The sequence below is a fragment of the Nonomuraea sp. JJY05 genome, from assembly GCF_043496855.1.
In the GTDB taxonomy this organism is placed as follows: Bacteria; Actinomycetota; Actinomycetes; order Streptosporangiales; family Streptosporangiaceae; genus Nonomuraea.
This window is the reverse complement of sequence record NZ_JBIEIS010000007.1, coordinates 200030-221558: the sequence shown is the minus strand read 5'-3', so window position 1 is coordinate 221558 and position 21529 is coordinate 200030. Positions and strand designations below refer to the sequence as shown.

19 protein-coding genes are annotated in these 21529 nt (G+C 70.1%); 8 read left to right on the top strand and 11 right to left on the bottom strand.

Translation table 11 applies throughout. The features are described 5' to 3' along the window. Position 1 precedes the first annotated feature (1 nt). From ACFKCF_RS12465 to ACFKCF_RS12445, 5 genes are read right to left on the bottom strand one after another with little or no spacing between them, the layout of a single operon-like run. The gene (locus ACFKCF_RS12465; protein ID WP_394493161.1) at positions 2 to 1756 is read right to left on the bottom strand and encodes a thiamine pyrophosphate-dependent enzyme; all 1755 of its coding nucleotides are present in this window, start codon (positions 1754 to 1756) and stop codon (positions 2 to 4) included. Then, on the bottom strand, positions 1753 to 2523 hold the full coding sequence (locus tag ACFKCF_RS12460) for an ABC transporter ATP-binding protein (protein ID WP_394493160.1): 771 nt from the start codon (positions 2521 to 2523) through the stop codon (positions 1753 to 1755). The genes ACFKCF_RS12465 and ACFKCF_RS12460 overlap by 4 nt, the downstream gene beginning before the upstream one ends. Further along, the gene (locus ACFKCF_RS12455; RefSeq protein WP_394493159.1) at positions 2516 to 3268 is read right to left on the bottom strand and encodes an ABC transporter permease; all 753 of its coding nucleotides are present in this window, start codon (positions 3266 to 3268) and stop codon (positions 2516 to 2518) included. The genes ACFKCF_RS12460 and ACFKCF_RS12455 overlap by 8 nt, the downstream gene beginning before the upstream one ends. Then, entirely contained in the window at positions 3265 to 4044 is a 780-nt protein-coding gene (locus ACFKCF_RS12450; protein ID WP_394493158.1) for an ABC transporter permease, read from the bottom strand. Before ACFKCF_RS12450 ends, ACFKCF_RS12455 begins: the two co-directional genes overlap by 4 nt. Beyond that, the gene (locus tag ACFKCF_RS12445; protein ID WP_394493157.1) at positions 4041 to 4982 is read right to left on the bottom strand and encodes an ABC transporter substrate-binding protein; all 942 of its coding nucleotides are present in this window, start codon (positions 4980 to 4982) and stop codon (positions 4041 to 4043) included. Before ACFKCF_RS12445 ends, ACFKCF_RS12450 begins: the two co-directional genes overlap by 4 nt. 101 nt (positions 4983 to 5083) lie before the next feature. Here ACFKCF_RS12445 and ACFKCF_RS12440 point away from each other — a divergent pair, with 101 nt between their 5' ends. Continuing rightward, positions 5084 to 5854, top strand: coding sequence for an IclR family transcriptional regulator C-terminal domain-containing protein (locus tag ACFKCF_RS12440; protein WP_394493156.1), 771 nt, complete (start codon positions 5084 to 5086; stop codon positions 5852 to 5854). 258 nt (positions 5855 to 6112) lie between these two features. Here the strand turns inward: ACFKCF_RS12440 and ACFKCF_RS12435 are convergent, their stop codons facing one another. Then, positions 6113 to 6985, bottom strand: coding sequence for a MurR/RpiR family transcriptional regulator (locus ACFKCF_RS12435; RefSeq protein ID WP_394493155.1), 873 nt, complete (start codon positions 6983 to 6985; stop codon positions 6113 to 6115). Further along, entirely contained in the window at positions 6970 to 8406 is a 1437-nt protein-coding gene (locus ACFKCF_RS12430) for a glycoside hydrolase family 3 protein (RefSeq protein ID WP_394493154.1), read from the bottom strand. The genes ACFKCF_RS12435 and ACFKCF_RS12430 overlap by 16 nt, the downstream gene beginning before the upstream one ends. A 152-nt stretch (positions 8407 to 8558) precedes the next feature. Between ACFKCF_RS12430 and ACFKCF_RS12425 the strand changes: the two genes are divergently transcribed. Beyond that, positions 8559 to 10022, top strand: coding sequence for a glycoside hydrolase family 10 protein (locus ACFKCF_RS12425; protein WP_394493153.1), 1464 nt, complete (start codon positions 8559 to 8561; stop codon positions 10020 to 10022). Between the two features lie 152 nt (positions 10023 to 10174). Here ACFKCF_RS12425 and ACFKCF_RS12420 read toward each other — a convergent pair whose 3' ends face one another. Then, the gene (locus tag ACFKCF_RS12420; RefSeq protein ID WP_355378381.1) at positions 10175 to 10822 is read right to left on the bottom strand and encodes an FHA domain-containing protein; all 648 of its coding nucleotides are present in this window, start codon (positions 10820 to 10822) and stop codon (positions 10175 to 10177) included. Positions 10823 to 11003: 181 nt separating this feature from the next. Between ACFKCF_RS12420 and ACFKCF_RS12415 the strand changes: the two genes are divergently transcribed. The 4 genes from ACFKCF_RS12415 to ACFKCF_RS12400 all read left to right on the top strand — a co-directional run bounded on the left by ACFKCF_RS12415 (position 11004) and on the right by ACFKCF_RS12400 (position 14867). Then, a complete protein-coding gene (locus ACFKCF_RS12415; RefSeq protein WP_394493152.1) occupies positions 11004 to 12125 on the top strand; it encodes a citrate/2-methylcitrate synthase in 1122 nt (373 codons plus the stop codon). Continuing rightward, positions 12122 to 12418: a DUF3017 domain-containing protein gene (locus tag ACFKCF_RS12410; protein WP_394493151.1), complete on the top strand. Its 297-nt coding sequence runs from the start codon at positions 12122 to 12124 to the stop codon at positions 12416 to 12418. Before ACFKCF_RS12415 ends, ACFKCF_RS12410 begins: the two co-directional genes overlap by 4 nt. Before the next feature lie 56 nt (positions 12419 to 12474). Further along, positions 12475 to 13692, top strand: a complete 1218-nt coding sequence (locus ACFKCF_RS12405) for an NADP-dependent isocitrate dehydrogenase (RefSeq protein ID WP_394493150.1) — start codon at positions 12475 to 12477, stop codon at positions 13690 to 13692. A 170-nt stretch (positions 13693 to 13862) separates the two neighbouring features. Further along, positions 13863 to 14867 (top strand): polysaccharide deacetylase family protein, encoded by a 1005-nt coding sequence (locus tag ACFKCF_RS12400; protein WP_394493149.1) that lies wholly within the window; start codon positions 13863 to 13865, stop codon positions 14865 to 14867. On the opposite strand, the gene ACFKCF_RS12395 is transcribed toward ACFKCF_RS12400, so the two are convergent. After that, positions 14845 to 15192, bottom strand: a complete 348-nt coding sequence (locus ACFKCF_RS12395) for a hypothetical protein (protein ID WP_394493148.1) — start codon at positions 15190 to 15192, stop codon at positions 14845 to 14847. The genes ACFKCF_RS12400 and ACFKCF_RS12395 overlap by 23 nt on opposite strands. A 751-nt stretch (positions 15193 to 15943) precedes the next feature. Further along, complete coding sequence (locus tag ACFKCF_RS12390; RefSeq protein WP_394493147.1) at positions 15944 to 17071, bottom strand: saccharopine dehydrogenase family protein; 1128 nt, start codon at positions 17069 to 17071, stop codon at positions 15944 to 15946. Positions 17072 to 17216: 145 nt separating this feature from the next. On the opposite strand from ACFKCF_RS12390, the gene ACFKCF_RS12385 reads away from it, so the two are divergent. Together ACFKCF_RS12385 and ACFKCF_RS12380 are read left to right on the top strand one after the other, a co-directional pair. After that, positions 17217 to 19244: a serine/threonine-protein kinase gene (locus ACFKCF_RS12385; RefSeq protein ID WP_394493146.1), complete on the top strand. Its 2028-nt coding sequence runs from the start codon at positions 17217 to 17219 to the stop codon at positions 19242 to 19244. 53 nt (positions 19245 to 19297) lie between these two features. Further along, a complete protein-coding gene (locus tag ACFKCF_RS12380) occupies positions 19298 to 20284 on the top strand; it encodes a malate dehydrogenase (protein ID WP_394493145.1) in 987 nt (328 codons plus the stop codon). A gap of 211 nt (positions 20285 to 20495) precedes the next feature. On the opposite strand, the gene galE is transcribed toward ACFKCF_RS12380, so the two are convergent. Further along, positions 20496 to 21446, bottom strand: a complete 951-nt coding sequence (gene galE / locus ACFKCF_RS12375; RefSeq protein WP_394493144.1) for a UDP-glucose 4-epimerase GalE — start codon at positions 21444 to 21446, stop codon at positions 20496 to 20498. Between the last annotated feature and the right edge of the window lie 83 nt (positions 21447 to 21529).

Here is a 21529-nt window from a genome sequence, read left to right as displayed (position 1 = left end):
CCTAAGGCTGGAAGTCCGGATCCACGGTCACGGTCACGTCGAGCAGCAGGGGCTCCTCGCGGGACGCGAGCGACGGCAGCACCTCGTCGAGCGCCGCCGTCAGCTCGTCGTACGAGTCCACCCGCCTGGCGGGGCAGCCCAAGGACCTGGCCAGGCCGCCCATGTCCACCTCGGTGAACGGCGGCCACGGCGCCTTGCCGCCCTGCTTGTCGGCCAGCCGGTCCATGATCGCGTACCGGCCGTTGGAGAGCACGACGAACAGCGCGCCCACCCGGTAGTGCGTGGCGCTCCAGAGGGCGTGCACGCCGTAGAGGGCCGACCCGTCGCCCACGACCGCGATCACCGGCCGGTCGGGGAGCGCCATCCGCAGGCCCACCGCGGCCGGCAGGGCGAACCCCAGCCCGCCCATGGCCGCCGACAGGAAACCGAGCGGGGTCCTGGCAGGCACGAGCCGGTGCAGGTCGGGGCGGGAGGAAGGGGTCTCCTCGATGAGCACGGTGTCGGCGGGCAGCCGCAGCGCCAGCTCGCGCAGCACGTGCGCCGCCCGCAACGGCCGCCCCGCGGCCGGCAGTTCGGGAACGTCCGCCGTGGGAGCCCGTCCCGTGGCGGGCGGTTCGGGGACGTCCGCCGTGGGGGCCCGTCCCTCGGCCGGTAGTTCGGGAATGTCCGGCGCGGGGGCCCGCCTCGCGGCCGGTGACGATGAGGGAAGCGGCGTGGCCAGCCGGGCGCAGACGGCCGAGGGCGAGGGAAGCAGCGCGGCCAGCCGGGCGCGGACGGCCGAGGGCGAGGGAAGCAGCGCGGCCAGCCGGGCGCAGACGGCCGGCGGCGAGGCGAGGTAGGCCAGGTCGGCCGGGCTGCGATGGGCCTCGGCCGGGTCGTCCGTGACCACCGCGACCGACGTCCCCGGCGCCACCAGGGGACCGGGCGCGTACGGGTACTGCCGGAAGACGGGAGCCCCCACCGCGAGCACCACGTCGTGCCCCGCCAGCGTCTCCCGCAGCCGGGACCGGTCGGCGGGCAGCACTCCCGCGTACTGCGGATGATCCTGCGGGAACCCGGCCCGCCCCCCGAACGACTCCTGGAACACGGGACACCCGAGCCGCTCGGCCAGCGCGACCAGCGGGTCCCACCCGGCCCCCGCGCCCGCGACGATCGCCGGCGACCGGGCCCCCGACAGCAGTTCCACCAGCGGCGCGAGGTCGTCGTCCGAGACCCCGGCGGGTCGCACCATCCGCGCGGGCGCCGCCACCGTCTCCCCCGAAAAGGGCGCCTCCCAGTCGTCCATCGGCACCACGACCAGCGCGGGCCCGCGGAAGGTGGTCGCCTCGTGAAAGGCCCGGGCCAGCGCTCCGGGCACGTCCTGCGCCCGCACCGGCTGGTCCACCCGCACCGGGTAGTCCCCGGCCAGCCCGCTCAGGTGCCCGGTCAGGAACGGCTCCAGCGCCAGATGCCGCCGGTCCTGCTGGCCGACCAGGATCACCAGCGGCACCCGGTTCACCCGGGCGGTGGCGATGGCCCCGACCGCGTTCCCCAGCCCGGCCGTGGTGTGCAGCACGGCCAGCGCGGGCGCCTCGTGGCCGATCGCCCACCCCGTGGCCATCCCCACCACGGACCCCTCGTGGAGCGCGAGCACGAAACGCAGGTCGTCCGGGAGCCCGGTCAGCAGGGTCACCTCGGTGGAGCCGGGGTTGCCGAAGACCGTGGTCAGCCCGTACCGCCTGAGCACGTCGAACGCGGCGTCGCGGACGGTCGTCATCGCCGGTCCCTGGCCCGCTGGATCTGCCGGTAGACGTGCCCGCGCAACTCGCCGAAGCGGGGGAGCGAACGGGTCGTCAGCTGATCGCGTTCGGACGGCAGATCCACCTTCAGGTCCTCCAGGACCACGGTCGGCGAGCAGGACAGCACGATCACGCGTTGCCCCAGGTAAACGGCCTCGTCGATGTCGTGGGTGACGAACAGCGTGGTCACCTCCAACTCACGCCACAGCCGCAGGATCAGGTCCTCCAGGTCCGCCCGGGTCTGGGCGTCCACGGCGGCGAACGGCTCGTCCATCAGCAGCACCTGCGGCTGGTACGCCACCGCCCTGGCGATGGCCACCCGCTGCTGCATGCCGCCGGACAGCTGCCACGGATGGGCGTCGGCGGCGTCGCCGAGACCGACCGCGTCCAAGGAGCCGGCGACCAGCTCGTGCCGCTGTGCGGCGGGCACCTTCTTCTCCTTCAGCGGCAGCTCGACGTTCTCGCGCACGGTCATCCAGGGGAACAGGCTGCGCCCGTACTCCTGGAACACCACGGCCATCCGCGGCGGCGGCCCGGTCACGAGCACGTCGTCCACCCGCACCTCGCCCCCGCTGGCCGGCAGCAGCCCGGCGACGCACCTCAGCAGCGTGGTCTTGCCGCACCCCGACGGCCCCACCACGCACACCAGCTCGCCCGCTCCGACGCCGAAGGTGATCGAGCGGATCGCCTCGACGGTGCGGCCGGGGCTCTCGTAGACCTTGCTCAACGAGGAGATCTCAAGCACGGGCGGCTCCACTGCCGTAGTACCAGGCCAGGACCCGCCGCTCCACGCGGCGGAAGAGGACGGACAGCGTCAGGCCGATCAGCCCGAGCAGCAGGATCCCGCTCCACATCTCGGCGATCTGGAACTGCCGCTGGAACACCAGGATCGTGAACCCCAACCCGCTGGAGCTGGCGAACATCTCGCTGATGACCATGAGGATGATCCCGATGGACAGCGCCTGCCGGAGCCCGGTCATGATCTGCGGGCTGGCGCCACGCAGCACGAACCGCCGCAATCTGGAGGTTCCGCGTACGCCGTACATGCGGCAGGTGTCGGCGAGCACCTCGTCCAGGGCCCGTACGCCCTCCACGGTGTTCAGCAGGATCGGCCACAGGCAGCCCGAGACGATGACCAGCACCTTCATGGGGGTGTCGATCCCGGCCAGCAGCATGATCAGCGGCACCAGCACCGGCGGCGGGATGGCCCGGAAGAACTCCAGCACCGGTTCGAGGGTGGCACGCAGCCGCGGCGACAGCCCGATCGGCACGCCGAGACCCACGCCCAGCAGCCCCGCCACCACATAGCCCGCCAGCAGCCGTCCCACGCTCGGCAGCACGTCCTCGACCACCCGCTCGGAGAACCAGGTCTCCGCGAACGCCTGCCCGACCAGGCCGGGGTTCGGCAGGTAGAACGAGCTGCCGCTGACCGCCCACCAGACCAGCACCAGCGCCGCCGGCAGGGCGAGCAGCCTGACGACCCGCGTCATGCGGCCACTTCCGACCGGACGCTCGGATGCCAGGCCAGCACCCGGCGCTCCAGCAGCCGCACGGCCGCGTTCACCCCGATGCCGACCAGCCCGGCCAGCATGATCAGCGCGTACACGGTCGGCACGGCCCCGCTGCTCTGCGCCACCTGGATCTCGGCGCCCAGCCCGGGGCTGCCGATCACCAGCTCGGCCGTCACCGCCAGGATGAACGCCACCGCCGCCGCCAGCCTGAGCCCGGTCATGACGTACGGCAGCGCCGTCGGCCACACCAGGTGCCTGACCCTCGACCAGGCCGACAGCCCGTACGACCGGGCGGTGTCGTAGGCCACGGAGTCCACGGCCGCGACGCCGTACAGGACCTGGATGAGCACCTGCCAGAACGACGCGTACACCACGAGCAGGAGCGTCGAGCCCAGCGACGGCCCGAACAGCAGCGTCGCCAGCGGCACCAGCGCGACCGACGGGATCGGGCGCAGGAACTCGACCGTGGAGCTCGTCATCGCGCGCAGGCCCGGCACGATCCCGATGACCACCCCGGCCACCACCGCCGCGCAGAACGCCGGCGCCAGCCCCAGCACCCAGCCGAGCATGGTCTCGCCGAGCGCGATCCACAGCTCGGGCGTGGCCAGCTCGGCGGCGAGCGTGCCCAGGATGCGCGAGGCGGGCGGCAGGAACCGCTCGTCGACCAGGCCCAGCCGCGGCACGGCCTCCGTCAGCACGAGCAGCCCGCCGAGCCCGGCGAGCCCGTACCCGAGCCGGTTCAGCGGGCCGGTCACGGCACCAGCGCCGAGACGTCGACCTTCTGCTTGAGCACCCCGTCGGCCAGCGCCAGGTCGGCCACGGTCTGCACGGAGGCCTTGTTGACCTCGACCGGCCACTTCGGCAGGTTGATCTTCGCGATCCCCTCGGGCGCGATCTTGGTGTACGTCTTCAGCACCTCTCTGACCTCGTCCGGATGCGCGTCCGCGTACTCCAGCGACTTGCGCATCGCCGCCGTGAACCGCCTGGTCAGGTCGGCGTCGGTGCGGCCCGTGGTGAAGTACATGGCGACGGTGAGGTCGGGGGCGGCGTCGGCGAAGTTCCAGGCCACGGGGCGCGCTCCCTGGCTGATGGCCTGGCTGACGAACGGCTCGACCACCCAGATCGCGTCCACCCGGCTGCTCTGCAGCGCGGCGGGCGCGTCCGGGAAGGGCAGCTCCACGAACTCGATGCCGGTCGGGTCCCCTCCCGCGTTGCGCACGGAGGCGCGTACGGTCGTGTCGCCGATGTTCTTGAGCTGGTTGACGGAGATCTTCCTGCCCGCCAGGTCCTTGGCCGTCCTGATCGGGCTGTCCTGCTTGACCAGCACCGCGCTGAAGTCCTTGCCCTGCTGTCCGGTGGAGGAGACGCCGTTGGCGACCACCTTGACGTCGAGGCCCTGCTGCTTGGCGGTCAGCAGTGAGGTCGTGTTCGCGAACGCGAACTGGAACTGCCCGCTCACCGCCCCCGAGACGGCGGCGGCGCCGCCCTGGACCGGGGTGATCGTGAGGTCGATGTTCTGCTCGGTGAAGAAGCCCTTGGCCTTGCCCAGGTGGATCGGAGCGGTGTCGACGATCGCGATCACTCCGGCGTCGACCTTGCCCCCCTGCTTGGCCTGGCCGGGCGAGGTGGCGGGCTGGGTGCCGCCGCAGGCGGCCGTGAACAAGGCGGCGAGGACGATGAGAGCGCGACGCACGGCTGCTCCTATTTGTTCGCGATGCGCACATATATTCTCTGACCGAACAACCCCGTATCGCGGAACTTACGCTCTTGCGAGCCCATGTCAAGGGGATCACGATGGTCGATCATGTGCAGTCGCTGGCCCGGGGGCTCGCGGTGATCCGGGCTTTCAGCGCCGTCGACCCTGAGCTGACGCTCAGCCAGGTGGCCCGCGCGACCGGCCTCAGCAGGGCCGCGGCCAGGCGGTTCCTGCTCACGCTCGAGGACCTGGGGTACGTGCGCAGCGACGGGCGGCTGTTCTCGCTCACGCCCCGGGTGCTGGAGCTGGGGTACGCGTACCTGTCGAGCCTGTCGCTGCCCGAGGTCGCCGACCCGCACCTGGAACGCCTGGCGGCCGAGGTGCACGAGTCGGCCTCGGTGGCGGTGTTGGACGGGGAGGACGTCGTCTACGTGGCGCGGGTGGCGACGGCCCGGATCATGCGCGTGACGATCAGCATCGGGACCCGGTTCCCCGCGTACTGCACGTCGATGGGGCGGGTCCTGCTGGCCGCCCTCCCGCCGGCCGAGCTGGAGGCGTACCTGGAGCGGGCCTCGTTGCGCCGCCTCACCTCGCACACGATCGTGCTGCCCGCCGCCCTGCGGGCCGAGCTGGCCGAGGTGCGCGGGCGGGGCTGGGCGATGGTGGACCAGGAGCTGGAGGAGGGGTTGCGCTCGATCGCCGCGCCGATCCGCGACCGCTCGGGGCGGACGGTGGCCGCCGTGAACGTCTCGACCCACGCCAGCCGCACGACCCTGCAGGCGGCCCGCCGCGACCTCCTGCCGCCCTTGCTGGCCACGGCCGCCAAGATCGAGGCCGACCTGGCCGCCCTGTCGGTCGCCCGCGCCTGACCGTCGCCCCTCTCTAAGGGACGGCCATCATCATCAACGACGGCCGCACGAGCACGCCCCTTTCCCCGGGGACGGCAACCAACGGCGGCGCTCGCATCGGCGCATCACTGTCCCTTAAGGGACAGTGACCAACGGCGGCGCTCGCATTGGCGCATCCCTTCCCTTAAGGGACAGCGACCAACGGCGGCGGTCGCATCTGCGTACCCCTTTCCCTCAAGGGACAGCGACCAACGGCGGTGGTTGCTTCGGGGCGGTGGGTCAGCGGTTGCGGTAGCGGTCCGTGGCGTTGCGGGTGGCGCGGATGGCCGCGTCGGCCGTGTCGTACGTCCGCTGCGCCAGCCCCACGAAGATGCAGTCCACGATCAGCAACTGGCTGATCCGGCTGGCCAGCGCCCCGGGCCGGAACGCCGTCTCCCGCCCCGCCGACACGAGCGTGTGATCGGCCAACTCCGCCAGCGACGACCGCGGATTGTTGGTGATGCCCACGACCAGCGCCCCGGTGTCGGCCGCGGTGCGGGCGGGCACCAGCACGTCGGGCGTCTCGCCGCTGCAGCTGATCGCCACCACCACGTCGCCTTCCCGCAGCAGCGCCGCGCTGGTCAGCGCCAGGTGCGCGTCGCTGAACGGATGGCTGGACACCCCGATCCGCAGCAGCTTCTGCGACATGTCCGCCGCCACCAGCCCCGAGGCCGCCACCCCGTATACGTCCACCCGCCGTGCCACCGAGATGGCCTTCACCACGTCGCCCAGCTGGTCGGGGTCGAGCTGCGCGGCGGTGTCGGCCAGCGCCTCCGACTCGGCCCGGGCAACCTTGGCGATCACGTCCGTCAGCGGGTCGTCGGGCCCGAGGTCGCCGGGGACCAGCCGCTCCGGCTCTTTGGCCACGGCCGCCGCCAGGGCGAAGCGCATCTGGGAGTATCCCGCGAACCCGAGGGCCCGGGCCGTGCGCACGATGGTGGCCTCGCTCGTCCCGGAGACCGCGCTGAACTCGGTGATCGTGCTGCGCACCACCAGCCCGGGGTCGTCCAGGATGATGCGGGCGATGGACTGCGCCGCCGGGGTGAGGGAGGGCAGCACGGCGCGTACGGCGGCGACCGGGTTCGCGGGCTCGGCGGTCACTGGGTCAGCCATTCTGCCGCCGCCTGCGCGGACACGCGGGAGATGCCGTGGGTGGCCACGTGGACGGCCCCGCCGGGCGGCGCCGGCACGCCGGTGTCCACCACGATCACGTCGGGCCGCACCGCCAGCGCCTTGGCCACCGTCGAACGCACCCAGTCGTAGCGGGCGGCGTCGTGCACCACCAGCACGACCGGCCGCCCGTCGGACGCCAGGTCCGGCAGATCGCCCATGGGTTCGAGCTGCAGCCGGGCCGTGTTCGGCAGCAGGGAGGCGAGCGCCGCCGTGATGCCGGTCGGCGTCGAGGGGTCCACGGCCTTGCTGAAGCGGGTGTTGACCTCGACCACCAGCGGAGCCCGGTCGAGCCGGGCGGTGCCGGACGTGGTCAGCGCCGCCCTGGCCGCCTCCAGGCCCACGCCCTCGTCCACGTCGCCCCGGGCCTTGTCGCGCAGCGCGGCGTGCGCCCCGTACCACTGGGAGAGCGCGAGCACCCGCGCGGCCGCCTCCGCGAGCCGCTCCTCGGGCAGCTCCCCGGCGCGTACGGCGGCCACGATCGTGTCGCGCATCGCGTGCAGGCTCTCCTCGGTGGCCAGCCCCACGCAGATGGCGTCCACGCCGGCGCCCAGGGCCCGCACCGCGATCTCGCCCGGCGTGAACATGGCGGCCACCGCCTGCATCTCGATCGCGTCGGTGACGAGCATCCCGTCGAAACCGAGCTCGCCCCTCAGGAGCTCGGTCATGGCGGTACGGCTCAGCGTCGCCGGCATCGACGGATCGAGAGTGGGGACGAGCAGGTGGCCCGACATGATCGAGCGCACCCCGGCGGCGATCGCGGCCCGGAACGGCGGCAGGTCGCGCTCGAAGAGCACCTCGCGTGAGGCGTGCACGGTGGGCAGCGCCAGGTGGGAGTCGGTGACGGTGTCGCCGTGGCCGGGGAAGTGCTTGGCGCACGTGGCCACGCCCGCGCCCTGGACGCCGTTCACGTACGCGACCGTGTGCCGGGAGACCAGGTCGGGCGTGGGACCGAAGGAGCGGATGCCGATGACCGGGTTGGCCGGGTTGGAGTTCACGTCGGCGTCGGGCGCGTAGTTGAGCGTAATGTCCAGCTCGCCGAGCATCCGGCCGATCTGGCGGCCCACCCGCTCGGTGAGCGTCACGTCGTCCACCACGCCGAGGGCCCGGTTGCCGGGGAAGGAGCTGCCGGTCAGGACCTCGAGCCGGGTGACCGCGCCGCCCTCCTCGTCGATCGCGACGACGGTGTCCGGGTTCTCGGCCCGCAAATGCCGTACGAGCTGCGCATCTATGACATTACGGGCGAACAGCACGATCCCGCCCAGACCCTCGCCCAGCGCGCGGCGCAGCCAGTCGGGGACCGAGGTCCCCTCGTACCCTGGGTGCAACACTGTCATCGCCAGTCTGGACAGCTCACCGCTCATCGGCACTTTCCTTCACGGTTGTTGATCTGAAGGTAATTTTCTGTCATCGTCGCCTTCGATACAACCACTTTCCGAGAGGCCACCCCCCCATGCCGAGCAGACGGACTCTCTTGAAGGGCCTCGCCCTCGCCGCCGCCGCTTCCGCCGTTCCGATGCCTGCCTTGGCGCAGGACTACGTGCCGCCGTTGCGTCAGATGCGCGGTATGTGGATCGCCTCGGTCGTCAACATCAACTGGCCGTCGAAGCCAGGGCTGACCGCCGACGAGCAGAAGGCCGAGTTCGTCGCCTGGCTGGACGTGGCCGTGCAGCGCAAGCTCAACTCGGTGTTCGTGCAGATCAGGCCGACCGCGGACGCGTTCTGGCCGTCACCGTTCGAGCCCTGGTCACAGTATCTGACCGGAACCCAAGGTCAGGACCCCGGCTATGATCCACTCGGCTTCGCCGTGGAGGAGACGCACAAGCGCGGCCTGGCCTTCCACGCCTGGTTCAACCCCTACCGCGTCTCGATGCAGCCCGACCCCGCCAAGCTGCACCCCGACCACCCCGGGCGCAAGCACCCCGACTGGGTCCTGCCGTTCGGCGGCAAGCTGTACTACAACCCGGGCCTGCCGGAGGTACGGAAGTTCTGCCAGGACGCGATGATGGACGCGGTCACCCGCTACGACATCGACGGCCTGCACTTCGACGACTACTTCTACCCCACCAACACCACGGCTTTCGACGACGGCGCCGCGTTCGCCAAGTACGGCGCCGGCTTCCCCGACCTGGCCACCTGGCGGCGCAACAACGTCGACCTGATGGTCCAGGAGATGCAGCAGCGCGTCCTGGCGGCCAAGCCGGAGATCGCGTGGGGGATCAGCCCGTCCGGCATCTGGCGCAACAAGGCCTCCGACCCGCTCGGCTCGGACACCAACGGCGGCCAGTCGTACGACAACCTGCACGCCGACACCCGCGGCTGGGTCAAGAAGGGCTGGCTCGACTACATCGCGCCCCAGCTCTACTGGTACATGGGGCAGCCGCCGGCCGACTACTCCAAGCTCGTGCCCTGGTGGTCCGACGTGGCGAGCGGCACCAACACGCTGCTGTGGATCGGCCAGGCCGCCTACAAGGCGGGCGACCCGGCCCAGGCGGCCCAGTGGCAGGCTCCCGGCGAGCTGTCCGCCCACCTGACGCTCAACCGGGAGCACCCCGAGATCAGCGGCGACATCTGGTACAACGCCAACGACGTCAAGGTCGACCGGATCGGCTCCATCACGACCGCCGTCAACGACCACTACCAGCGGCCCGCGCTGGCTCCCGTGCTGCCCCGGCTGGCCAACGGCGAGCCGCCGCGCCGGCCGGTCCTGGCCTACGCGCTGCGCAAGCCCGGCGGGGTCGAGGTGCGCGCGGTGGCCACCGGCAGGGACGAGCCCTTCCAGTTCGCGATCTTCCGCTTCGGCGGGCACGCGTCCTCGCGCGACTTCGCCGACGCCCGCAACCTGGTCGCGGTCGTGCCCGGCGACCGCCAGGTCCGCTGGACGGACCCCGACGGCAAGCGCGGCGACCACTACTACGTGGTCGCGGTGGACCGGGCCAACCGGACCAGCAAGCCGAGCAACGGCTTCAGGGTGATCTGAGAGCATGCTTCGCCGGCACCTGTCGCCGGCCGGCTTCCTGGCCGGCGACGTGCCCGTTTCCCGTGGGTCGCGGGCACGCTGACGCTCGGGTTCCGACGCTGCCGGAACCCCTCGCCGAAGCCCCGGTCGCGATCAGGCCCTGAGAACCGTCGTCAAGAAGCCCTTCGCCCAGCCGCCGACGGCTGCTCGGCCGGGGCACCCGTCGACCGCTGCGGTGGCACCACGGGGGTCGGACGGACCAGACCGAGCGCGACGACCTCATTGGCCAGGCGCGTGCGCCGGTTGGTGCCCTCGGGGATCCTGAACTTCTGGTAGAGCCGCAGCAGATGCTGCTTGACCGCGGCCTCGGTCACGACCAGGTCGTCGGCGATCTCGCGAGCGGTCGCCGGGGCGACGAACGCCTCGTCCGACAGCGCCGGCCTGCAGAGCGAGGTCAGCACGTCGACCTCGCGCCTGGTCAGCTCGGGCGCCGCCGCCCTGCGCAGCTCGACCTCGGGGGTGAAGTCCTCACGGGGGACTCCACCGATGCGACCCCGCGCCGCGCCGAAGGAGACGACGTCGCCGTCGTCAAGGACCCTCCGGGCGATCGGCCTGCCGTTCACCCGCGTGCCGTTCCTGGACAGCCCCAGGTCGACGACATACAGGTAGGGTCCTCGTCTGACGAACTCGGCATGGAGTCGAGACACGCTGGGATCGGTGAGCCGGATGTCGACCCCACGTCCCCTCCCGACCGTCGTGATCTCGGGGCGCAACGGGACCACCTCGCCAGTGTCCTCGATGCGTATGAACGGCCCCTCCACGGCAGTTCCTCCCCAGGTAGCCCGCCGTAACTATTACTACAGCTCCGGCTTACCCAAACGAGGGGATGCGGAATCGCCTTTGCCGAAAGGAGAATCCGGCGTGAAATTGGTCTGGACCTTTGAGGCCGGTTTTGCCTGCTCACGGGTAGACTTCGGACGAAGATAAGCGGAGGAAACACTCATGGCGGACAAGCCCACGAAAGGTCTGGCCGATGTCGTTGCCGCGTCCACAGCGCTGAGCGACATTGACGGAAAGGCCGGTCGGCTCTTCTACCGTGGATACGACATCCACGACCTGGCCGGCCGCGCGACGTTCGAGGAGACCGCACACCTGCTCCAGCGTGGCAAGTTGCCCAACCGGTCCGAGCTCGACGCGTACGTCGACGAGCTGGCGCAGGGCCGGGAGCTGGGCGCCCTGGCTTCCGCGAACATCGCCGAGATCGCCGAGAAACAGAAACCGATGGAGGCGCTGCGCAGCCTGGTGTCGCTGTCCGGCGCGGACGACGCGGACAAGGACTCCATCGCCCCCGACGCCAACCTGCGCAAGGCGGCGCGGCTGACCGCGCAGCAGCCGCTGCTCGTCGCCCGCTACCACGCCGCCCGCACTGGCGGGAGCGTTCCCGAGCCGGACCCGTCGCTCAGCATCGCCGCGAACTTCCTGCACGAGGTCACCGGCCGCGTCCCCGACCCCCGCGCGGTCGAGATCTTCGACGAGTGCCTGGTGCTGCACGCCGACCACACCATGAACGCCTCCACGTTCGCCGCCCGCGTCTGCGCCGCGACCCTCTCGGACATGCACTCCGCGATCGTCGCCGCCATCGGCACCCTCAAGGGCCCGCTGCACGGCGGAGCGAACGAGCAGGTCATGAAGCTGCTGGAGTCGATCCCGCCGGGCCAGGTGGCCCAGGTCGTACGCGACAAGCTGGCGGCCCACGAGAAGATCATGGGATTCGGTCACCGCGTCTACAAGACGGAGGACCCGCGCGCGACCCATCTGCGCAAGATGTCCGCCGAGCTGGCCGAGGCCGGTGGCGACGACACCTACTACCGGATGTCCAAGGAGATGGAGGAGGTCGTCTTCGAGACGAAGGGCCTCTACCCCAACGTCGACTTCTACGCGGCTTCGGTCTATCACTATCTCGGGATCCCGACGGACCTGTTCACGCCGGTCTTCTCGATCAGCCGTATGTCTGGCTGGACTGCCCATGTCATAGAGCAGCACGCAGACAATAGGCTGATCCGGCCCGACAGTGAGTACATCGGTGAGACCGATCAGAAGTGGAAGCCACTAGAAGAACGTTGAGCACCGGGACTGAGCGTGAGAGCTGGGGGCCGTACCCGCTGATTCTGGCGGGTGCGGTCATCGGCGTGCTCGTGATCTTTTTCGTGAACCCGCGCTGGGGCGGGTTCACGCTGGGCGCCGTCATCATGATCGCCGCCGCCCTCCGCTTCGCCGGTTACGGTGGGCAGCTGTCCATCCGCAGCAAGAAGGTCGACGTCATCACGCTGGCCGGGTTCGGGTTCGTGCTGGTCCTGACCTCGCTCCTGCTCTACAACAACGAGCTCAAAGCGTTGATACTGTCCCTTTTCGCCTGATGACCGGACGGTCCGATAGCCTCAACGCATCAAAACATTGAAGGGGAACCATTCGCATGCCCAAGATCAAGGTGGAGGGTCCGGTCGTCGAGCTTGACGGCGACGAGATGACCCGGATCATCTGGCAGTTCATCAAGGACCAGCTGATCCTTCCCTACCTCGACGTCGACCTCAAGTACTACGACCTCGGCATCCAGTACCGGGACGAGACGGACGACCAGGTCACCATCGACGCCGCGAACGCCATCAAGAAGTACGGCGTCGGTGTGAAATGCGCCACCATCACCCCGGACGAGGCGCGGGTCGAGGAGTTCGGTCTCAAGAAGATGTGGAAGTCCCCCAACGGGACCATCCGCAACATCCTCGGCGGCGTGATCTTCCGCGAGCCGATCATCATGTCGAACGTGCCGCGCCTCGTCCCCGGCTGGACCAAGCCGATCGTCGTCGGCCGTCACGCGTTCGGTGACCAGTACCGCGCCACCGACCTGAAGATCCCCGGCGAGGGCACGCTGACCCTGACGTACACGCCGAAGGACGGCTCCGAGCCGATCGAGCTCGACGTGTACGACTTCCCCAGCAGCGGCGTCGCCCTGGCGATGTACAACCTGGACGAGTCGATCCGTGACTTCGCCCGCGCGTCGATGCGCTACGGCCTGGCCCGCAACTACCCGGTCTACCTGTCGACGAAGAACACGATCCTCAAGGCGTACGACGGCCGCTTCAAGGACATCTTCGCCGAGGTCTACGAGAGCGAGTTCAAGGCCGACTTCGAGAAGGCCGGGCTCACGTACGAGCACCGCCTCATCGACGACATGGTCGCCGCGGCGCTGAAGTGGGAGGGCGGCTACGTCTGGGCCGCCAAGAACTACGACGGCGACGTGCAGTCCGACACTGTGGCCCAGGGCTTCGGCTCGCTCGGCCTGATGACCTCGGTCCTGATGACCCCCGACGGCAGGACCGTCGAGGCCGAGGCCGCGCACGGCACCGTGACTCGCCACTACCGCGAGCACCAGAAGGGCAACCCCACCTCCACCAACCCCATCGCCTCGATCTTCGCGTGGACGCGCGGCCTGGCCCACCGGGGCAAGCTGGACAACACCCCCGCCGTGACCGACTTCGCCTCCAAGCTGGAGGAGGTCTGCATCGAGACCGTCGAGGGCGGCCAGATGACCAAGGACCTGGCGCTCCTGGTCGGCGGCGACGCCAAGTGGCTCACCACCCAGGACTTCCTGGCCGCACTTGACGAGAACCTCAAGAAGAAGATGGCCGTTTGACCGTTTCAGCTTAAAGGGCCGCCCGCGGGCGGCCCTTTCGCTTTCCCGCTTCCCAGACCATCTCTTGACGGTGACGCGGCGTGGCGCAGTTGATCAGCTGGGTAAGAGCCACCTCGTAACAGTCGTACGCGTCTCGGGGGGTTCGGATGCGACTGCGTATTTTCAGTGGAGTGGGGCTGTTGGCCGCCGCCGTCCTCCTGACCGGCTGCGACTCGCAGCCCAGCACCGTCAAGCTGGCCGACACCAAGGCCGACGCCGCCGCCAGGCTGAAGGCGAGCCAGGCGGCCAGGACCAAGCTCGCCGCCCAGGTCAAGGCGAACGAGCTGGGGCAGATCCCGGTGCTGATGTTCCACCGGGTGATCGACAAGCCGGCCACGACGGACGACAGGTCGCCGCAGCAGTTCCGCGCGGATCTGGAGCGGCTGGCCAGGGAGGGGTACGTGCCGATCACGGCCGCCGAGATGGTGGCCGGAAAGATCGACGTTCCGGCGGGCAAGCACCCGGTGGTGCTGACATTTGATGACTCGTCGCCGTCGCAGCTCACGCTCAACGAGGTGGGCGTCCCCGCCCCGAACACCGCCGTCGCCATACTCAAGGACGTGGCGGCCAAGCACCCGGGCTTCCCGGCGAAGGCCACCTTCTACGTGACCCGCGACATGTTCGGCAAGACCGTCCGCGAGGAGCAGGCCCAGATGCTGGGCTGGCTCAAGGAGAACGGCTTCGAGATCGGCAACCACACCCGCGACCACATCAACCTGCGCGGACGCTCGCACAAGGAGGTCGACGAGCAGATCAGCACGATCGCCCAGCAGATCGACTCGCTGTCCGGGGTCCACCCCACCACGATCGCCCTGCCCTACGGCAACCAGCCGAGCAACAAGGAATGGGCCATGCACGGCAAGGGCTACAAGCACCAGGGCGCGTTCCTGGCCGGTTACACGCCCGCGCCGGCGCCGTTCAGCAAGGCGTTCGAGCCGCAGGGGATCCCGCGGATCAAGGTCATGGAGAAGAAGGGCGACTGCAAGCAGTTCTGCTCGGAGGCGTGGCTGGACTGGCTCAAGAACAATCCGGACATGCGCTACACCTCGGACGGGGACGTGCGGACCGTGGCGTACCCGAAGTTCAAGAACCCGTACCTGCGCAAGTCCTTCGTCAAGTGGGGTCTGCCCTACTGACGGGCCTTCCCGAGGGCCACTCCGAGCTCGGCGGGCCGCAGAGCCGGTCGGCCACGTTACTCATGCGTACGTCGAGCTGCGGCGCCGCCCCGGTGGCGAGGTCCACGACGTGGTACGCCGTCTCGGCACGGGGACCGGAGGTCCGTACGACGACGGCGTCCTCGCCGTCCCAGCGCAGGATACTCGTGGCCGGCCGGCCGGTCGACGTGTCGGTGAGCACGATGCCGTGCCCGGCGACGCCGTCGGGCGTGACCTCGCGGGCGAGCGTGGCGGTCGTGCGCCCGGACGGCGACGGCATGGCGCTGTCCGCCAGGTTGTCGGGCAACGTGAACCGCCACCTTGCCCTTGGGTGACCAGACGGTGAACGAGGCCGACGTGGTGTGCCCGGGCAGGCTGTCCGTACGCCGGCTCGTCATGGTCATGAGCCCCGCGGCAGCGCAGATCAGCCAGGTCGCGGCGAGCGGCGGCGGGGCGAGCCGTATTCCCGGCGCGCGCCGAATTGGGCCCCGCGGGCGGCCGGATGCGATTTCACCGGCCATGACTCCCAGGAGCCGGCCGACCAGCACGGAGTAAGGAGCCAGAATCATTGAGCCGGACGTTGCGCTGAAAACTCCCGTGGCCAGTCCCGCGCTGATCCCCATCCACCGGTATCGCCGCGTCACCTGTAGATATCGCAGGACGTGAGGGCCGTTGAACGCGGTGATGTCCAGCATTTGGCGGTGTCCGAATCGGTCCGCGTCCACACGGTGCAGCGGTGAGTTGGCGGCCGCGGCGGCCATCGGTGTCACCAGTAACAGGAACACCAGGAAAACGGTCGGCAACAACAGTCGTCTTTCGCCGCGCGGAAAAGTAGCAGAATGCGGAATCGCCAAAATAGGGGCTCGAGTGATTTCCGATGAAGTCTGGGCGCGCCTGGATCCGCGGACGGGCATGGTGCGCCGGTTCGCCTACGGACGCTGGCTCCTGGCCGGGATCGCGGTGCTCGTCGCCGGGGTCACCTGGACGAGCGGTGGGGGTGCGCGCGGCCGGTCTCACGCTCCGATCGGTGATCCTCGACGGAAGCGGCGCCTGCCGCATCAAAGCTTCCTGACAAACGAGATGTCCGCGGCGCGCAGGCGGTCGATGAGTGGCCGGCCCATGGCCGACGCGGTCGTGAGCTGGCCGGCGCGGTCCGGGAGGTCGTCGAAGGCGAGGCAGAGGGCCGACTCCGCGAACATCGCGGCCGTCGCGCCGTAGCCCGGGTCCCCGCCCGCGACCTCCGTGACCACGCGCTCGCCCCCGCCCTCGCCCAGGAACGTGACCTTGAACCAGTTCCGGGCGCGGCGCTCGGCCGACGGGCCGTCGCCGGGCTTCAGCCGGTCCTGGATCCAGCCGCGCACGGGCGGGATCTGGGCGAGCGCGGCGAAGGCGCCGGCGGCCGTCACGGTGGCCAGGGCCTCGGGAAGGGTGCGGACGGCGTAGTGCTGGCGGTAGGTGAAGTCGGGGCCGTAGCGGTCGAGGAGGCGGGCCGAGTAGCCGACGACGAACGGGTCGAGGCTCGGCATCGGGAGTGCCCAGCCGCCCACGTAGCGGACTCCGCCGGGCAGCGAGCTCACCCTGCGGCCGGCGGGCCGGGGCTCGGCGGAGCGGCGCTGCGTGCCCTGCCGGACCGTCTGGCGGGCGCGGCCGAGGATGGACATCATCGTGGCCAGGGTGCCGCCCGACGGGGTCATCCTCGCCCGCAGGAAGCCGCTCACCCTGAGCGGCACGCCCTCGGGGAGGTGGCTGACGGTGTGGAGCACGCCCAGGTCGTACGGGATGGAGTCGAAGCCGCAGGCGTGCACGAGCTTGGCGCCGCTCCTGGCCGCCCGGTCGTGGTGGCGCACGTAGACCAGGTCCACGAACTCGGGCTCGCCCGTCAGGTCCAGGTAATGGGTGCCGGCCTCGGCGCACGCGGCCACCAGCGGCTCGCCGTACGCCACGTAAGGGCCGACCGTCGTGGCCAGGACGCGCGTCTGGCGGGCGAGCGCGGCCACCGAGGCGGGGTCCGTGGCGTCGGCGAGCAGGATCGGTACGTCGAGCCCGAGCCGCTCCAGCTTGGCGCGGTCGCGTCCGGCCAGCGCCCACCGCGTGCCGGGTCCGGCAGCCTGCGCGAGGTAGGCGGCCGTGAGCGCGCCGGTGAAGCCGCTCGCTCCGAAAAGTACGATGTCGTAGGGGCGGTCCATGATCCCGAGCCTCCCCGCGACGGCCCCCGCGCGCAACTCCACTCCGGGTAAAACCGTGACGTCACGAACGGTTAACGGATCCCTGAGGAGTTGCTGAACGTCGTAAAGTTTGCGTCGTTGGGGTTAGCACACGTGGGGATGACGAATGCCGCAAATCTCGCCGTTGGTCGCCGGCGATCCCACACAGCTGGGGTCCTTCCGGCTGTCCGGACGGATCGGGGAAGGCGGTCAGGGCATCGTTTACCTGGGCGTCAGCGACAGCGGGGAGCAGGCGGCGATCAAGCTGCTGCACGTCAAGTTCACCGGTGACACGATCGCCAGGTCGCGGTTCGCCAGGGAGTTGAAGGCGGCGCAGCGGGTGGCGTCGTTCTGCACCGCCAGGGTGATGGAGGCCGATCTCGACGGCAACACGCCGTACATCGCCAGCGAATACATCGACGGCCGGGCGCTCAGGGACATCATCGAGACCGACGGGCCGCTCACCGGCACGGTGCTCGACCGGCTGGCCATCGGCACGGCGACCGCGCTCACCGCGATCCACCACGCCTCGATCGTCCACCGGGACTTCAAGCCCGACAACGTGCTGATCGCCGCAGACGGGCCGCGCGTGGTGGACTTCGGCATCGCCCGGATCATCGACTCCACCGGCACGATCACCAGCCGGGCCATTGGCACGCCCGCCTACATGGCGCCCGAGCAGATCGCGGGCGACGACGTCGGGCCCTATACGGACGTGTTCTCCTGGGGTGCCACCATCGCGTTCGCGGCCACGGGGAAGCCCGCGTTCGAGGGCAAGTCCATCGCCGTGGTGCTCAACCGGATCCTCAACCACGAGGTCGACGTCGGCATGATGCCGGAGCCGCTGCGCGGCGTGGTGCGCTCCGCGCTGTCCAAATCCCCGGCCGACCGGCCGTCCGCCGACCAGATCCTGCTGCGGCTGCTCGGGCAGCCGTCCACGGTGGGGGCGTCCACGGCGGTGCTCACCCGGGGCGTGCAGGTGGCCAGCGACGACACGACGCCGTTCAGCAGGGTGTCGGCGGGGTCGATCACGGACCTGCCCCGGCCGCACTCCACCACGGCAGCCTCCGCGTCGGCGCCCTCCGCGTCGGCGCCCTCCGCGTCGGCGCCCTCCGCGTCGGCACCCTCCGCGTCCGCACCGCCCGCTACGACACCGCCCGCTCCGGCACCCCCCGCGACGGTCTCGTCTGTGACGGGTTCTCCCGCGACGGGGCAGCCCGAGGGCGGCGGGGCGCCGTACCCGATGACCGAGCCCTCCCTGCCCGGGCGGTCGCGCCGAGCGAGGGTGTGGATCGCGGTGGGCACCGCCGTCGTCCTGCTCGCCTCCGCCGCCATCGCGCTCGCGATGAACGGCGGCTGGTCGATCACGTTCAGCGAGGGGTCCGAGCCCACGAAGACGGCCGAGCAGAAGGCGCCCTCGACCGCGTTCGCCACTGTGGTCGACAAGGTGGCGCAGACCGGAAAGATCGTGATCGGCGTCAAGGGCGACCTGCCCGGCATCGCGCTGCAGAACGGCCACGACTTCCAGGGCTTCGACATCGAGTTCGCCAAGCGCATCGCCGCCGAGTTAGGGGCCAAGGACGCCGCGCTCGTCAAGGTCAGCAGGGGCGACCGGGCCGACGCGCTGGCCGACGGCAGCGTCGACCTGGTGGTGGCCACCTACTCAGTCGACAAGTCCGAGACCCAGTTCGCGGGGCCCTATTACGTGGCGCACCACGACGTCCTCGTGCGCGCGGGCAGCGGCATCGACTCCGTGGACGACCTGGAGGGCAAGAAGCTCTGCGCGCCCGACAGCCCGTCCGTCGGCGAGGTGCAGACGAAGGTCAAGGTCGAGCCGGTCTCGGCCGGCGACTACGCCGTCTGCATGCAGCTGCTCAGGGACGGCAAGGTGGACGCTGTCCCGGGCGACGACCTGATCCTGGCCGGCTTCGCCGCCCGCGAGAACATGCGCTACAAGGTCCTCGGCGCCAAGCTCAACAACGAGCGGTACGCCGTCGGCATCAGGAACGGCGACGTGAAGACCTGCAAGGCGGTCAAGGCGGTCATCGCCGACCTCTATCGAACGGGCTTCATGAAGCAGCTTCTGAGCAAGCACTTCGCCAAGGTCGACTTCGTTCCTGAGCTGAAGGTGCCCGCGATGGAAACCTGCGGATGACGAGCAGGTAGCATCCCAAAGTCAACCAATATCCTGCGAGTGAGGGGAAGGCCATGGCGTCGTCAGCCAACGGGCCCGTCAAGGTAACCGTCACCGGAGCAGCCGGTCAGATCGGCTACGCACTGTTGTTCCGCATCGCCTCGGGGCAGCTGCTCGGCGCCGACGTCCCGGTCAAGCTCAGCCTGCTGGAGATCCCGGCGGCGGTGAAGGCGGCCGAGGGCACCGCGATGGAGCTCGACGACTGCGCGTTCCCGCTGCTGTCCGGCATCGAGATCACCGACGACCCCAACGTCGCCTTCTCCGGGGCCAACGTCGCGCTGCTGGTCGGCGCCATGCCGCGCAAGGCCGGCATGGAGCGCGGCGACCTGCTCGGCGCCAACGGCGGCATCTTCGGCCCTCAGGGCAAGGCGATCAACGACCACGCCGCCGACGACATCAAGGTCCTGGTCGTGGGCAACCCGGCCAACACCAACGCGCTCATCGCCCAGCAGAACGCGCCCGACGTGCCCGCCGACCGCTTCACCGCGATGACCAGGCTCGACCACAACCGCGCGCTGTCCCAGCTGGCCGCCAAGCTCCAGGTCCCGGTCACCGAGATCAAGAAGATGACGATCTGGGGCAACCACTCCGCGACGCAGTACCCGGACCTGTTCCACGCCGAGGTGGGCGGCAAGATCGCGGCCGAGCAGGTCGACGGCGAGTGGCTGCGCGAGACGTTCATCCCGACGGTGGCCAAGCGCGGCGCGGCCATCATCGAGGCCCGTGGCGCCTCCTCGGCCGCCTCGGCCGCCAACGCGGCGATCGACCACGTCTACGACTGGGTCAACGGCACCGAGTGGACCTCCGCGGCCGTCGTCTCCGACGGCTCCTACGGCGTGCCCGAGGGGCTCATCTCGTCGTTCCCCGTGCGTGCGGCGAACGGGAAGTTCGAGATCATCCAGGGGCTCGAGATCGACGCGTTCTCCCGCGACCGGATCGACGCCAGCGTGCGCGAGCTGGCGGAGGAGCGCGACGCGGTCAAGGAGCTCGGCCTCATCTGACGGCCCCGTCCGGCCCCCCGCGCGAGGCGGGGGGCGTCAGGGCGGGCAGGGCACGGGCTGCACGGCGGGGACGGCCGGCGGGGTGGCGAAGATCACGCCTGCGGCGGCCAGAAGACTACCCGTCACGATGAGGACACCGAAGAGCAGCTTCGTGACCCTTGGTGAAAAGTTCCTCACATTTCGGTATCACAGCACATTTTGCGGTGCGGTATCACGCGTTTGCGGAAAGCGCGTCCCACGCGTCGCGAACGATGTCGCGCAGCGCAGGTCGTTCGGCCTTCCAGCCGAGCTCGCGCTGGATCTTGGCGGACGAGGCGACCAGCACGGCGGGATCGCCGGGGCGCCGGTCCGCGACCACGGCCGGGATCTCGTGCCCGGTGACCTCGCGGCAGACCGAGATCACCTCCTGCACGGTGAAGCCGGTGCCGCTGCCCAAGTTGTAGATCTTGTGCTCGTCCGGCGTGACGGCCTCCAGCGCCAGCAGATGCGCCCGCGACAGGTCCGACACGTGGATGTAGTCGCGCACGCAGGTGCCGTCGGGCGTCGGGTAGTCGGTGCCGAAGACGCTCACGGACTCGCGCTCGCCGGTCGCGACCTTCAGGACGTTCGGGATGAGGTGCGTCTCGATCGTGTGCCGCTCGCGGTAACGGCCGTAGGCGCCGGCCACGTTGAAGTAGCGCAGGCTCACCGCGCCCAGCCCGCGGATCTGCGCGAAGGCGCTCAGCGCGGTGTCGACGGCCAGCTTGGAGGCGCCGTAGGGGTTGGTCGGGCGCGTGGGGTCGTCCTCCTCGATGGGGGAGCGCTCGGGCTCCCCGTACGTGGCCGCGGTCGAGGAGAACACGATCCTGTTCACCCCCTTGTCCCGCATGGCGTCGAGCAGGGCCAGCGTGCCGCCGAGGTTGTGGGACCAGTAGAGCCCGGGCTTCTCCACCGACTCGCCCACCAGCGACTTGGCCGCGAAGTGCAGCACCGCGTCCATGCCGTCCAGCACGTCGTGTGCCTCGGTGATGCTTTTTTGGACAAATCGGGCACCTTCCGGCACTGCGTCCTGATGCCCGGTTGACAGGTCGTCGAGTACGGTCACCTCGTGCCCTGCCTCGATGAGCTGCGCCGCCACGACACTGCCGACGTATCCGGCACCCCCGGTGACCAATAGTCTCATGTGTACTCCTGTGCAAATATGTTGGATTTTGTACGGCTTGCTGCCCAGCATACGCGCGGAAGCCGCCGAGTACGCTGCCAACC

Coding starts and splice junctions, on each gene's coding strand:
- ACFKCF_RS12465 (WP_394493161.1), bottom strand. CDS start 1,756: ATGACGACCGTCCGCGACGCCGCGTTCGACGTGCTCAGGCGGTACGGG.
- ACFKCF_RS12455 (WP_394493159.1), bottom strand. CDS start 3,268: ATGACGCGGGTCGTCAGGCTGCTCGCCCTGCCGGCGGCGCTGGTGCTG.
- ACFKCF_RS12440 (WP_394493156.1), top strand. CDS start 5,084: ATGGTCGATCATGTGCAGTCGCTGGCCCGGGGGCTCGCGGTGATCCGG.
- ACFKCF_RS12435 (WP_394493155.1), bottom strand. CDS start 6,985: ATGGCTGACCCAGTGACCGCCGAGCCCGCGAACCCGGTCGCCGCCGTA.
- ACFKCF_RS12430 (WP_394493154.1), bottom strand. CDS start 8,406: ATGAGCGGTGAGCTGTCCAGACTGGCGATGACAGTGTTGCACCCAGGG.
- ACFKCF_RS12425 (WP_394493153.1), top strand. CDS start 8,559: ATGCCTGCCTTGGCGCAGGACTACGTGCCGCCGTTGCGTCAGATGCGC.
- ACFKCF_RS12415 (WP_394493152.1), top strand. CDS start 11,004: ATGGCGGACAAGCCCACGAAAGGTCTGGCCGATGTCGTTGCCGCGTCC.
- ACFKCF_RS12405 (WP_394493150.1), top strand. CDS start 12,475: ATGCCCAAGATCAAGGTGGAGGGTCCGGTCGTCGAGCTTGACGGCGAC.
- ACFKCF_RS12390 (WP_394493147.1), bottom strand. CDS start 17,071: ATGGACCGCCCCTACGACATCGTACTTTTCGGAGCGAGCGGCTTCACC.
- ACFKCF_RS12385 (WP_394493146.1), top strand. CDS start 17,217: ATGCCGCAAATCTCGCCGTTGGTCGCCGGCGATCCCACACAGCTGGGG.
- ACFKCF_RS12380 (WP_394493145.1), top strand. CDS start 19,298: ATGGCGTCGTCAGCCAACGGGCCCGTCAAGGTAACCGTCACCGGAGCA.
- galE (WP_394493144.1), bottom strand. CDS start 21,446: ATGAGACTATTGGTCACCGGGGGTGCCGGATACGTCGGCAGTGTCGTG.